The sequence below is a fragment of the Methanobrevibacter gottschalkii DSM 11977 genome, from assembly GCF_003814835.1.
GTDB lineage: Archaea > Methanobacteriota > Methanobacteria > Methanobacteriales > Methanobacteriaceae > Methanocatella > Methanocatella gottschalkii.
The window spans coordinates 92,831-106,224 of the sequence record NZ_RKRG01000004.1 but is presented as its reverse complement, the minus strand read 5'-3'; the positions used below and the strand labels follow the sequence as shown (position 1 = coordinate 106,224).

The 13,394-nt window shown below is 29.8% G+C and carries 15 protein-coding genes; 6 read left to right on the top strand and 9 right to left on the bottom strand.

The window, feature by feature from the left end; translation table 11 throughout:
- Window positions 1-16 precede the first annotated feature (16 nt).
- Genes EDC42_RS08885 through EDC42_RS08875 form a run of 3 tightly spaced genes read right to left on the bottom strand, consistent with a single transcriptional unit; the run spans window position 17 to window position 3,473 of the window.
- Window positions 17-385, bottom strand: a complete 369-nt coding sequence (locus EDC42_RS08885; protein WP_069573743.1) for a DUF5518 domain-containing protein — start codon at window positions 383-385, stop codon at window positions 17-19.
- A gap of 20 nt (window positions 386-405) precedes the next feature.
- Window positions 406-867 (bottom strand): flavodoxin family protein, encoded by a 462-nt coding sequence (locus EDC42_RS08880; RefSeq protein WP_069573739.1) that lies wholly within the window; start codon window positions 865-867, stop codon window positions 406-408.
- 8 nt (window positions 868-875) lie between these two features.
- Window positions 876-3,473 (bottom strand): ATP-dependent helicase, encoded by a 2,598-nt coding sequence (locus EDC42_RS08875; RefSeq protein ID WP_069573736.1) that lies wholly within the window; start codon window positions 3,471-3,473, stop codon window positions 876-878.
- Between the two features lie 299 nt (window positions 3,474-3,772).
- On the opposite strand from EDC42_RS08875, the gene EDC42_RS08870 reads away from it, so the two are divergent.
- Together EDC42_RS08870 and EDC42_RS08865 are read left to right on the top strand one after the other, a co-directional pair.
- Window positions 3,773-4,543 carry an SDR family NAD(P)-dependent oxidoreductase gene (locus EDC42_RS08870; RefSeq protein WP_069573733.1) on the top strand — a complete coding sequence of 257 codons (771 nt, stop codon included), beginning with the start codon at window positions 3,773-3,775 and terminating at the stop codon, window positions 4,541-4,543.
- 74 nt (window positions 4,544-4,617) lie between these two features.
- Complete coding sequence (locus EDC42_RS08865) at window positions 4,618-5,466, top strand: HEAT repeat domain-containing protein (RefSeq protein ID WP_069573730.1); 849 nt, start codon at window positions 4,618-4,620, stop codon at window positions 5,464-5,466.
- On the opposite strand, the gene EDC42_RS08860 is transcribed toward EDC42_RS08865, so the two are convergent.
- Window positions 5,467-6,294 carry a carbon-nitrogen hydrolase family protein gene (locus tag EDC42_RS08860; protein WP_069573726.1) on the bottom strand — a complete coding sequence of 276 codons (828 nt, stop codon included), beginning with the start codon at window positions 6,292-6,294 and terminating at the stop codon, window positions 5,467-5,469. It abuts the gene before it with no gap.
- Between the two features lie 44 nt (window positions 6,295-6,338).
- On the bottom strand, window positions 6,339-7,031 hold the full coding sequence (locus EDC42_RS08855; protein WP_069573723.1) for a PsbP-related protein: 693 nt from the start codon (window positions 7,029-7,031) through the stop codon (window positions 6,339-6,341).
- A 91-nt stretch (window positions 7,032-7,122) separates the two neighbouring features.
- Between EDC42_RS08855 and EDC42_RS08850 the strand changes: the two genes are divergently transcribed.
- The gene (locus EDC42_RS08850) at window positions 7,123-7,602 is read left to right on the top strand and encodes a hypothetical protein (protein ID WP_069573721.1); all 480 of its coding nucleotides are present in this window, start codon (window positions 7,123-7,125) and stop codon (window positions 7,600-7,602) included.
- Here the strand turns inward: EDC42_RS08850 and nucS are convergent.
- A complete protein-coding gene (gene nucS / locus EDC42_RS08845) occupies window positions 7,599-8,381 on the bottom strand; it encodes an endonuclease NucS (RefSeq protein ID WP_069573719.1) in 783 nt (260 codons plus the stop codon). The two genes, EDC42_RS08850 and nucS, sit on opposite strands and share 4 nt — an antisense overlap.
- 125 nt (window positions 8,382-8,506) lie before the next feature.
- On the opposite strand from nucS, the gene EDC42_RS08840 reads away from it, so the two are divergent.
- The 3 genes from EDC42_RS08840 to EDC42_RS08830 all read left to right on the top strand — a co-directional run bounded on the left by EDC42_RS08840 (window position 8,507) and on the right by EDC42_RS08830 (window position 10,796).
- Complete coding sequence (locus EDC42_RS08840; protein WP_245988595.1) at window positions 8,507-9,457, top strand: alpha/beta fold hydrolase; 951 nt, start codon at window positions 8,507-8,509, stop codon at window positions 9,455-9,457.
- A complete protein-coding gene (locus EDC42_RS08835; protein WP_069573709.1) occupies window positions 9,447-9,725 on the top strand; it encodes a DUF5750 family protein in 279 nt (92 codons plus the stop codon). Before EDC42_RS08840 ends, EDC42_RS08835 begins: the two co-directional genes overlap by 11 nt.
- A 96-nt stretch (window positions 9,726-9,821) precedes the next feature.
- Window positions 9,822-10,796 carry an alpha/beta hydrolase family protein gene (locus tag EDC42_RS08830; protein WP_069573707.1) on the top strand — a complete coding sequence of 325 codons (975 nt, stop codon included), beginning with the start codon at window positions 9,822-9,824 and terminating at the stop codon, window positions 10,794-10,796.
- 28 nt (window positions 10,797-10,824) lie between these two features.
- Here EDC42_RS08830 and nadA read toward each other — a convergent pair whose 3' ends face one another.
- From nadA to rnz, 3 genes are read right to left on the bottom strand one after another with little or no spacing between them, the layout of a single operon-like run.
- Window positions 10,825-11,742, bottom strand: a complete 918-nt coding sequence (nadA, locus tag EDC42_RS08825) for a quinolinate synthase NadA (RefSeq protein WP_069573705.1) — start codon at window positions 11,740-11,742, stop codon at window positions 10,825-10,827.
- Window positions 11,735-12,490, bottom strand: a complete 756-nt coding sequence (locus tag EDC42_RS08820; protein ID WP_069573703.1) for a mechanosensitive ion channel family protein — start codon at window positions 12,488-12,490, stop codon at window positions 11,735-11,737. The genes nadA and EDC42_RS08820 overlap by 8 nt, the downstream gene beginning before the upstream one ends.
- A 9-nt stretch (window positions 12,491-12,499) precedes the next feature.
- Entirely contained in the window at window positions 12,500-13,393 is an 894-nt protein-coding gene (rnz, locus tag EDC42_RS08815; protein ID WP_069573701.1) for a ribonuclease Z, read from the bottom strand.
- Between the last annotated feature and the right edge of the window lies 1 nt (window position 13,394).

The window sequence follows — 13,394 nt, the reverse complement described above, 5'->3', positions numbered from 1 at the left end:
TTCTATCTCCAAAAACTTATTTTTTAGAAGCTATTATTCCACCTAACGCTCCAGTTATTCCCATTACGATTGAATAATAAATTAAATAACCTAATACTATGGTTATGCTTGTAATTCCTGAGAGGGTAAATCCAGTTAATCCTCCGAAAATACCGAATAAACTTCCACCTAAAGTTGCAACTAAAACAAATAATATAGCACAAACAATGGTTCCTAATGCTCCAGCAACAGCAGCATTCCATAAGCCACTAAGTGCTCCGTCATGTGCGATATAACCTGTGATGAATCCAACAAATAATAATCCAATAAATTCATATTGTGCGAAAAATGATTTAACTATTACAGCTAATATGAAACCTATAATCACTGCTTTCCATTTAGTCATAATATCACTATTCTATATAATTATTTGATTTCATTAATAAAAATATTTATTTTTTCTTCTGGGTTTTTAATGTCTTCTGCAGTAAAAAACATGGTGGAAATTTGTTCTTTTCCAGTTATTTCTGAGATATTTTTTAAGGTTTTTTCATATCCGTTGCCCATGCATGTACAGAATGAAGCTACATTTTTGAAGTCTTTATTGTATTTCATCAAGTAAGTGTAAATTGGAGTTGCTATATTTGAAGCCCAAACTGGTGTTCCAATGATAATTAAATCATAATCTGTTGGATTTTTTGAAATAATATTAATGTCGCTTGTTCTTCCCATTGAAGCATTCATTCCACCTTTTAAAAATCCAAGTTTTCCAGAATATTTGTCGTCGTCAGTTATTTCTTCAATATCACAATTAATTTTCTCTTGAATCATTTTAGCTATTTTTTTAGTTACATCTGTCCTGGAATAATAAACGAGTAAGGTTTTCATTGTATCACCTAATAAATGTCTTTTAATTTATCTTTAATCTGATCAAGTATTGCTTTATGCATTCTTTTTGTAAATTCTGCTTTGTCATTCTGATTTAGAATATCTAAATATCCTTGTGAAACTAAATTAAATGCAAATGGGCTTGGTATCACAGTATTTATGGTTTTTATTTCCATGGATTCGTTATCAATCATGTTTATTACTTTCAAAGCATTTTTAATATCCATGTAATCTTCAAGCGCTTCTCTTCTAGCTTCTTTTAATATTGAGAAATTATCGTCCATGTCCTGAACAAATTTTAGCAATATTTTTCCACGAACTTGTTGACGACCGGCTGATTTGGATTCTCCTTTGTATTTCCTTAGAGTCATTAGAGATCTTCCAGCACAGTGTCTAAATCGTGATGCAAGTGTTTCTGTTTTGTTTAGGGAATTTGTTAATATTGTTTCAAAGTTTTCAGGGGTTAATTGTTTAAATGATTCTAATCCACCAATTTTACCATCTGAACTCAAATAAAAACCATTGTCTGTAATTGAAATTGTAATATTTGTATTATATTGATGTGCAACAACATATCCAACAGCACGTGATAGGGCATCATTTACTTTTCTTCCAAATAATGAATGAAATATTACAAAATTTCTTCCACCAAATCCTTTATAGTATTCAACGAGTAAAAGGCGATTACTTGGAATTTTGGCATATTTATATTGTTCAACAAAATATTCATAAATGGAATTAGCTGCAAAATCATCAACATATAAGTAATCAAAAATAAAATCCATTATTTCTTCTTTACTTCTTCGATATTCAAATTTGGTTTCCATATGGGATCTGAAACGTTGAATATCCATTGCAAGGTCAAAAGATAATGGTAACTGCTGTGAAAACCATGAAGGTATTGTTGGAGGTCCACTTGCAGGAGTTACATTGATTGTCATTCCTTTCCCATAGTTGAATCTATAAATCCTACCTCCTAAAACGAAAGTATCTCCTTTTTTTAATCTTTCCATGAAGTTTTCTTCGATTTTTCCAACAGTTTCTCCATCACATTTGACCAAAACACCAGAACTATCAGGTATTGTTCCAATATTAGTTGAATAAATCATTCTGGCTAATTTCCCACGTTTTCCAAAAGTATTTTCTTTATAGTCAATCCAAATCTTAGCGTAAACATATCTCTCTTCAAGTTCAGGATATTCGCCGGCCATGTAACTTAATACATCTTCATAATCATCCCTTGGTAAGTTTTTATAGCAATAGCTTTTTTTTATCACATCATAAGCATAATCAATGTCCCATGGATTTTCAATACTCATTCCATAGATATGTTGGGCTAGAACATCTAAACAGTTAGTTGGAATATTAATATTGTCTATTTTTCCTTCTTTTGCATTTTTAAGCAAAACAGAGCATTCAACTAAATCGTCACGATTCGTTACAATAATTCTGCCTCTAGATTTTTCATGTAATTTGTGTCCGCTTCTTCCAATTCTCTGAAGTGCTCTTGCAACAGATTTGGGTGAATTTATTAAAACAACAAGGTCTATGTATCCAATATCTATTCCAAGCTCAAGAGATGTTGATGAAACTACTACTTTGAGTTTTCCTTCCTTTAATTTATTCTCTGTGTCAAGACGAACTTCTTTTGAAAGTGAGGAGTGATGGGCCATTATATTTGAATCATTATAATTCATAGGATACATTTTCTTTAAGTTATAAACAAAACGTTCTGTTCCGCTACGGGTATTTGTAAAGATTAATGTAGTTTTATTTTCTTGGATTAAATCATCTAATAAATCGTACATCCCAAGACGAGTATCTTCTTCATCTGCTATTACAATGTCACTTACAGGACACATTACCTGCATATCCAGTTCTTTTAAATAGTTGATTTTAACAAGTTTACAGTCACGTTCAATACCGTATTCATAACCTACAAGGAATCTTGCAACTTCTTCAAGCGGACTTACAGTTGCTGAAAGTCCAATCCGAGTATATTGTCCAATTAAGTGTTGCAATCTCTCTAAAGATAAACTTAAATGAACTCCACGTTTATTTTCGGCTAGTGAATGTATTTCATCAACAATAACATATTTAACTCCACTTAATTTTTCTCTAAACTTAGGGGCAACAAGTAATATGGATAATGTTTCGGGAGTTGTGATTAAAATGTGTGGAGGTTTTTTAAGCATTTTTTGTCTTTGATATTGTGAAGTATCACCTGTTCTTACAGCTTTTCGTATTCCTAAATCTTTTCCAGCTATTTCTTCAATTCCTTTTAATGGTTCTTCTAGATTTTTTTCAATATCATTATCTAATGCCTTTAGAGGTGAAATGTAAATGCAATACACTTTATCTTCTAGTTGATCGGTATCGGCAAGTGTTGTTAATTCACTAATTATGGATAAAAATGCAGTTAATGTTTTTCCAGATCCTGTTGGTGATGAAATTAGAATGTTGTTCCTTTTGTGAATGTCTATGATTGATTTTTTCTGTGCAGGTGTAAAATCTTCGAATTGTAAGTCAAACCATTTTTGAACCCATGGATGTAAGGTTTTAAAAATTTGTTTTTTAGAGTAGATTTTAGTTTGCTCTTCAATCATTGTTACTATGCCTCATTTTTTCTTTTAATATTATTATTTTTTTAATTTTTATAGTATTTAATTATATTTTTAAATATTTTATGTTCAGTTTAATAACATTCAATTAACTTTCTTCTTAAATGGATATATTTTAATAGTTTGTTTGGCCAGTTAGAACTATTATTTTGAATATTTTATAATTATTATTATATTTTATTAAATATTTTCTGTATATTTTATTGTTTTACTTAATAATAATAGTTAAATAGTTTAAATTATAATATATTTATTCATGGGCTTATGCCTAGGTGGTATAGAAAATGAAAAACTATTTTGATATTAAAGACAAAGTTGCAGTTATTACTGGTGCTTCTTCTGGTCTTGGCTGGCAAATTGCTCAAGCATATGCAAGCCAAGGTGCAAAATTAGCACTATTTGCAAGAAGAGAAGAAAGACTTCAAGAAAATATCGCTGAAATAGAAAAAGAATTCGGAACCGAAGCGATCTATGCCGTATGTGATGTTGGAAATTATGACAGTATCACTGAAGCTGTTGCAAAAGTTATGGATGCTTATGGAAGAATTGACATTTTAGTTAATGCGGCAGGTATGGGAAACAACAAAATGGTTACTGATCAATCCAACGAAGAATGGGAAAGACACATTCACATTGACTTAAGTGGTGTTTATTACATGTGTAAGGCTGTTGGAGAAGTCATGATTGAACAGGAATATGGTAAAATCATTAACATTGGTTCAATCCACTCTAGAGTTATCTTCCCTGGTGGAGGAATTAGTGCATACTCCTCAGCTAAAGGTGGGGTAATGAACTTAACTAAAAACTTGGCAGTTGAATGGGCAAAATATAATATTACTGTAAATGCTATTGGTCCTGCAGTATTTGAAACAGAATTGACTGTTGATTCAATTGAAATGGATGGATTTATGGATCTTATTAAAGCATATTGTCCTGCTGGTCGTTTAGGTAAACCTGGTGAATTAGATGGTATAGCTATTTACTTAGCATCTGATGCATCTAGTTTCTGTACTGGTCAATTAATTTGTATTGATGGTGGATGGACTGCTATTTAAATAAGAGATTTTTTCTCTTATTTTTTTCTATTTTTTTTAAAAGATTATATATTTTTAAAATCTAACTTATTATCATGTCTAATTTAAGTTTTGATGAAGCTATTTCTAACTTATCTGCTGAAGATGTTGGAGTTAGAAAAGAAGCTATAAAATCATTAGTTGGAATTACTGATGAAAAAGCTATTGAACCATTAATTAAAGCTACTACTGATGATAATGCACAAGTCAGATTCAAAGCGGCTGAAATTTTAGGAAATATGGGTGATTTGGCTGTTGATAAATTAATCAATGAATTTAATAATGCTGAAGGTAAAGATAAAAGATTTTTGGCTTTTGCACTTAAAGAAACTGAAGATAATAGAATTATTCCTTATTTTGTTGAAGCAACTGAAGATGATGATTTTGGAGTTAGAAAAGTTGCTGTACGTGCTTTAGGAGAACTTCAAGCTATAAATGAACTTGAATCAATTTCAAAATGCCTTAAAGATGAAGATTGGGGTGTTAGATTAGCTACTATTCAAGCTTTAGGTGATTTTGCAACTGATGAATCAATTAAATTAATTAAAGATGCTAGAAAAAGTGAAGATGATAAGGACTTCAAAAAGTCTTGTAATAAAGCCATTAAAAAAGCTGAAAAAAGACAAAAAGCAAAAGCATCTGGAAAAGCCATAGTAAAAGTCATTCCAATGAGCACTATTAAAGAAATGGAAAAGAGCAATATACAAAAAGCCATTAAAGAATATGAACGATATGTTGAAGCAAAACAAGCAAAAGATGCTCCATACAAACGTTTATGTGTATTGTATAGGAAAGCTAACGACTATGAAAATGAAGTTAGGGTAATTGAAACTGCAATTGAAGTATTTGCAGATAATGATAAAAAATTATCTTACTTTGAGAAAAGATTAGCTAAATTAAAATAGTTATCTTAGAATAATCTTGTAGATGTCATTTCTTTTATTTTTTATGAGGGGTAACTCTTCCCTTATTTTTTTTATTTCATTTAAATCAATTTCTGAAATTATCAAACTCTCTTTTTCACTAGCTTGAGCTATTACTTTTCCCCAAGGATTTACAATAATCGAATGCCCGTAACTATGATAACTAGCATTTTTATTTAATGCAGGTGCAACGCCAATGCAAAATGCTTGATTGTCAATAGCTCTTGAGCGAAATAGCAGTTCCCAATGGGAAGAACCAGTTGTCATGTTAAAAGCACCAGGATAAACTAGTATTAATGCTCCATTTTCAACCATAATTCGTGCAAGTTCGGGAAAACGGATATCGTAACAGATTCCAATGCCTATTTTTCCAAATTCAGTTTCAGCTACTGTAACTTTATTGCCTGCAGTTAACACATCTGATTCTTTGAATGTTACTTTTCCTTTAACATCAATATCAAAAAGATGCATCTTCCTGTGTTTTGCAATAACATTTCCTTGTTTGTCAAAAAGATAGCTAGTATTATACAATTTATTCTCTTCTCTTTCAGGAATGGATCCTGCGAGAATGTATACTTTGTTTGTTTTAGCTAATTCAGAAATCTCGTTAAGTGTAGGACTATTATTTTCTTTTTCACCATACTCAATAAATTTATCGTTTGAATATGGGCAATTAAACATTTCGGGCAATATTATAAAATCAGCATTTTTAGATACGCTTTCTTTAATCATTGAATGTGCTCTTTTGATATTTTCTTTTTTGTTATCAACAACATTCATTTGACATAAAGCGAGTTTAATTTTTGTCATTTTAAACACTTAAAAAATAGAAAAATGTATGATTTAAATCATACTTAAGCTATGTCTGCAGAATTTATCACACTATTAATTTCATCAGATGTAATGGAATTGACGGAATCTCCAGAAAGTCTGAATACATATAGTTCTCCATTACTAAACATTGAAACATATCTTGTGTAGTTTCCATCAGCGTTTTCTAAGATAATATTTGATGCATTTCTACCATCTAATGTTATTGTTTCAAGAAGGGTGACAGAAGCACCTACACTTTGAGCATGTGTGATTCTATTTTGGTTTATTTCTTTTAAAGATGATGCACTACTGCTGACATTGTAATATTCAACAGTTGTGTTGTTTGCTGCTTTATAAAATATAGCTCCTGGATGTTCTTCATCAGTTTGGTTTAGTTCCTGCCAATCACCAGGATATTTGAATGAAAATGATCCTGCACTATATTTTTCTGTGTCAACATTTTGAATCGGTGAAGATTTATTGGTTGATCCAGTTAAAAAGATTCCACAAATTAAAATTAAAGTTATAACTAAGATTATTCCAATAATAAGCTTTTTCTGTTTTATAATAGTAAGTGTACTTTCGTCATTGGAAGGTTCCTTTTTGTGTTCTTTTTTGAAGATATCTTCTCCTTTAGGCACTGAATTTTTAGCTTTAGGGAATTTATATCCACAGTTTCCACAAACTGGGGCTCCATCATAACTAGGATTTCCACATTCGGGACATTTTTTCACAGTTTAACCTCCATTAAATTTTCATTTGTTAGTAACAATATTTATAATAATGTTTTTATTCTTATAAATAGATATTTATAATCGTGATAGAATGCTTAGTGAAGAAATGATTGATATTAATGATATAAATTATGCTATTTATAAAATTGGGCATTGGGAAAATAACTATGAAATTAATCAAATTGGTTTATCTAATGAAATTCCGGTTACTAAAAATACTTTAAAGCATGTAAAACTTTCAATGGTAGAAATTAGGACTTCTAGATTTGAATTATCTGATAAAATAGTTAATGGTTTTGTAGCTATTGCAATTCATTTAAATTCCAATGTTCAAAACATGGAATTGGATGAACTGATTGAACTTGAAGAAAAAGAATATCAAAATATTTTAAAGGAACTTGATAATCTGGAATTATTGGATGATAATGAATCCATTCCTTTGGATAGTGAAGACTATCTTATTTATAAATTGGAAAAAGATTGCCATGTAACGAAATCTGTTCCTGCTAATTTGTACACCATAAATTATCATAACAATGAATTGAAGAAAATTGAAGATGCATTAGATTAAAATGCATCTAATGTTACTTTTTTATCTCTTTTTAACTCACGTGGAGGTTCAATAGATACAAACTCGATACCTTCATTTTCCAGTAATTCCAAAGCATCATCCATAATTGAAGGTGCAACAAGCAGTCCTCTAATTTTTTTCTTTTGAGATTCACACTCTTTTAAATAATCATTGTCTGTATTTTCTAAATCCTGAAGATATCTTCTAAGTTGTTTCACTGCTGTAATTCCAGCTTTTCGTGCTTTTAATTCAAGAACCATTAAATTATTATCACTGTCTTTTCCTAAAATGTCTATAAATCCATGTTCCACACTATATTCGCGGGCAGTAGGTGTAAAACCTTCTTCAATCATGTGTGGTTTTTCCATTATCATGTCACCCATATCTTTTTCATATCCTGCCTGTTCAAGTTCCTCAAAGTCTTCAATATTTGCATAATTTATAAATTGGATTTTTCTAATTTCTACAGTCAGCAATTCTTTTGGAGTTCTTCTATGGCTTTCTAAGAACAAATTGTCATTTTTAATGTAACTTCTGGTTCTTGATTTTGGAGGTTGCCAATTCACAGGTTCTACTTTTTTTTCTTGATGGATTAAAAATGTTCCATCTGGTTTAATCATAATTATACGTTCTCCCCAGTTGAGTTCACTTAATGCCCTTCCTTCATAACTAACTTTACAGCAAGCAAAGATTAGTATTGTTGTTTTTTTACGTAGAGCTTCTTGAACCAGATCATATCCATCTTCACAACTAGGCTTTTCTAAAATTTTATATTTCATTACAATAACATTGTTTAGTTTAATTTAAATAATTTGTTTTTTAAAGAATAACTTAATTTAATTTGATGTGGGGGATTATAATTTACGATGAAAATTATTTTATATCAAAAAATGAATATTTTACATTGAATTCATTTGAATTTGAGAATGGTGGTGTATTAAATGATGTAAACGTGGAGTATATGTCATTCGGAACTCCAATTTATGATGACAATGGAATTATAAAAAATGCTATTGTCTATTGCCATGGATCTTTAGGCAGTTACTCTTCAATAAAAAAACTTGCACCATTATTAGGTGAAAATGATGCTTTTGATGAAAATAAATATTTTTTCATTTGTATTTCAGCGTTAGGATCACCAGGGTCCTGTTCCCCATCAAGCACTGATTTAAAAAATAAATTCCCAAAATATTCTATCAGGGATGTTGTAAAATTTCAAAAAAAATTTTTAGCTGAAAAATTTAACATCAATCATGTTTTAGGGATGATTGGTAATTCCATGGGGGGTTTTGTTTGTCTTACTTCAGCAATAAATTTCCCAGATTATGCAGATTTTATTATTTGCGGTGTTAGTAGCTATAAAGTTGCGGGGCATGATTTTATACTATCACAATTTGTAAATGAAATCATTGAATCTGATCCGGATTATAATAAAGGAGATTTGACTTATTCTTTAATTAGAACATTAAGAATAGCTTGTTTGGCTGAATTTAATTTTGGATTATCAAAAAAAGCATTAAGGGATATGTCTAAAATTGAATTAAGTTCTGAATTTGAAAATTTTGGTAATGAAAGTATTGAAACAGATATTTATGATTTAAAATATTGTAATGAAGCATGCATGTATTTTGATGTTGAAGAAGAATTGGGCAATATCAAATCAAAAACATTAATAATTGCATGTAATCAGGATCCTCATTTTCCACCTGAATTGGATGCTATTCCAATGTCTAAAATGATAAATGGGTCTAAATTAGTAATAATGGATTCAGATTTAGGGCATTTATGTTTTAATGAATTGGATACTATTTCAAATGAATTAAAGGAGTTCATGGAGGGATTGGGTGATTGTTAAAATTTTAAATTATGGTGATGTTGGTAATCTTAAATTCATTGAATATGGCATATATGGATTATTATCAACTCAAATTGATTATCTTATGGAAAATTTAGAGGAGGAAACCTCAATTAATGAGGATGTATTAATCATTAAAATGTATTTTGAAAGTAAGTTATATCCTTTCCAAAGTGGTGCTGCAAAATTCAGATTAGATGATTTCGTCGCTCGTGAAGAAATAGAAATGGCTATGTTTTTGTCAAGTTTTTTAGAGGATATGGTGTGAAATTATTTATATAATTAACATATTATATTAAATTAATTAACAATGTGGGGTGTTAGTATTTTTCGAGAATTAAATATTGAATTTAGCAATTTTATCATGTCTTCTTTTGAATTTGAATCTGGTAGAATTCTTAAAGATGTCAATGTTGAATATAGTACTATGGGATTTCCAAAATATGATGAAGATGGAAACATTACTAATGCGATTGTATTTTGCCCCACTCTTAAAGGGGAACGTTCTGTTTTAGCTAATCTTCATAATGCTTTGACTATGGATAATATTTCTAATGATGATGAGTTTGCTTTTATCCGTGATAAAAAATATTTTTTTATTAGGATTGTTTCATTAGGTTCTCCGGAGTCATGTTCTCCTTCCACCACTGATTTAAAACATAATTTTCCTAATTATACTTTTAGAGACTGTGTTAATTTTAAAAAACAGTTTTTAAAAGAAAAATTTAATTTGGATTCAGTTTTAGCTATTGTTGGTGAAGGAGTAGGGGGTTGTGAAGTATTTACCTGGGCTTGTGAATATCCGGATTATATGGAATTCATATTATCCATGAATAATCTGGCTAAACTATCTGGAACTAGTTATATATTTTTCAAAAGCATGGAAAGTGTATTAGAATCAAACGATAAAATTTATTCTGATGTATATGATCCATCTTTGTCCAAATTGGTTGTTGCAGTTAACAAGATGCTGTTCTTAAATTATTTATCAAGAAACATGCTTTCCAATTTATCAAGGGATGAACTTGATGCGTTATTGGATAATTTTGTAGAAGATGGTTTATTCAGGGATGTTCATGATTTGAAATACCTTTGTGATTGTCTTTTAGAGTATGATGTGAATGATAAATTATCTAATATAAAAGCTAAGACCATACTTATAGCAATAGAAGGTCAATTTTTGGTAAATGTTGAAAAAGAAGTTTTACCACTGGAAAATGCAATTGATGATGTGGAGGTTATGGTGATTCAGTTAGATGAAGGGGAATTTGATAATGGGGAGTCATATTCTTCTGTTTTTAAAATATTTTCATTTTTAAATGAATATGGAGTAGAATAAAAAAGCTAATTCAAATTAGCTTTTTTTTTTATTTTGATACATCAAGCATATGTTGAACAGCTTTTTTTGATTTATCAGCAACATCTTTTGGTAATGTGACTTGTGGAGCTTCGTTTACAAGTGAATCTCTTATTTTTTCAAGTGTGTGCAATTTCATTGTTTCACAAATAGCTCCTTCAAGTAAAGGATATAATTTTTTTCCAGGTACTTCTGCATTGATTCTTGTAATCATGTCAATTTCAGTTCCAATTACAAATTCTTCTTTATCACTTGTTGCAATGTATTTTAACATTCCTCCAGTGGACATTACTTTATCACATGCTTTTTGAACTTTAATATCACATTCTGGGTGACAAATTATTTCCGCATTAGGATATTGTTCTCTTTTAAGCTCAACATCTTCAACATGGAATAATCTATGAACATAACAATGACCATCTTTAGGCACAGGAATGATTACCTTATCGATTTTATCGGCTACATGAGTTCCTAAATTTTTATCTGGTCCAAATAATATTTTATCATGAGGCAAGCTTTGTGCAACTTTTACTGCATTAGCTGAAGTACATAATGTATCTGCATGTTGTTTAGCTTCAGCAATACTGTTTACATAAAGGATAACTCCTGCATCAGGATTTTCTTCTTTTGCTTTTAAAAGCACATCTTCAGGCAACATATGTGCCATTGGACATTCAGCTTCTAATGTTGGAATAACAATTTTTTTATCGGGGTTTAATATAAATGCGGTTTCGGCCATGAAATCTACACCACAAAATATTACTAAATCTTTATCATCAATTTCAGAAGCTTTAATACATAATTCTAATGAATCTCCAAGAAAATCTGCGATTTCTTGAACTTCTTTTGGCTGGTAATTATGTGCAAGTATTATTGCATTTTTTTCTTCTTTTAATTTTAAAATTTCTTTTTGAAGTGTATTACTCATCTTTTTCACCCATTTTTGTAAATTTTCTAATTTCGTTTGTAATTGTTAATTTATATTTATCTTTACTATTAAATTCTTTTACCCAAAACGATACTTTGAGCTGAGTTTCTTCAAAAGTGATTCCTTTTGAATAAACGGATGGTTTTGGATTTTTTAATATTCCATCATATTCTAATATTTTTTTAACAATGTATTTTTCAAATTCCTCAACATCAATATTTAATGACAATCCGGTTTGGATGTCTACTCTATATTTTTCAGGAGTTTTAAAGTGTAAGTAGGGGTAATTTGTCAATGTGGAGTTTGGAATAATCTTTTTAACACCACTGTCATCAGAAATAATAGTTGATCTAAGGGTTATTCTTTCAACAATTCCTTTTTTATTGTTTATTTCAATTGTATCCCCAACTTGAATACTTTTTCCAATAATCAATGTTATTCCTGAGAATAAATTTGATATTAAATCTTTAGCAGCAAAACTCAAAGCTATACCTGCTATTCCCAAACTCAATAATGTTCCTGCCAGATTTATTCCAAAAAATTGTAAAATAATCATTAATGCAATAAAATAGATTATATAATTTATTATATCTCTTGTAAGATAAATTGCAGCCTCATTGTTGTGAAAACGTTTCATTTTATTCATTAAAAAGGCAATTAGTCTAGTTAAAAAAGATGTGGCGATAATAACTATTAAAATATAAATTAACGTCCATGCAGGATTATTTAATGTTACTGATATGTTCATAATATCCTCTTAAATCTCTATTTTCATAAAATCTTTTGCCAGTTTTGTATTCTTAAAAATTTTTTTTGCTTCTTTAAGTAAATCATCTAATGTTGCATATCTCGTACTGAAATGTGTTAAAACTAATTGTTTGGAGTTACTTTTTTTAGCTATTCTTGCAGCATCCGAAGATGTTGAATGGAAGTTTTCTTCTGCTTTATCGGCATCTTCATTCATATATGTTGATTCATGGATTAAAATGGTTGAATCTTTTGCAAAATCAATCATTTCTTCACAGGGTGCAGTATCACCAGAATAAGTTATTTTAATTCCTTTTCTTGCAGGCCCTAATACTTGTTCAGGTTTGATTATTTTACCATTGATTTCTATTTCTTCACCATTGTGTAATTTTCCAAAAGCAGGTCCAACAGGAACGCCTAATTCAATTGCTTTTTGACGGAGAAATCTTGGTTTTTTAAGTTCTTCTACAGCATATGCTAAGCATGGAACTTGGTGATTGACATGTTGTGATCGGATTATGTATTCTTCACAACATTCAATAGTTTCTGTACCAATTTCAATAAATTCAATTGGAAAATCAATTTTACAATATCCTAAGTTTAATATTGCATTTTTTAATGCATTCAAACCTTTTGGCCCATATATTGTTAATTTAGTTTCTCTGCCTCTAAAATTCATTGACTGTAATAGTCCTGGAAGGCCTAGAATATGATCGCCATGATAATGACTAATAAAAATCTTAGATATTTTCATAGGACTTATTTTAGCAAAAATTAATTGTCTTTGTGTTCCTTCACCACAATCAAATAATATAATCTCACCAAATGCTTTTAGAATAATTGCAGGGTGATTTCTAGTATAAGAATGTACTGCTGATGAAGTTCCTAAAAATATAATTTCCATG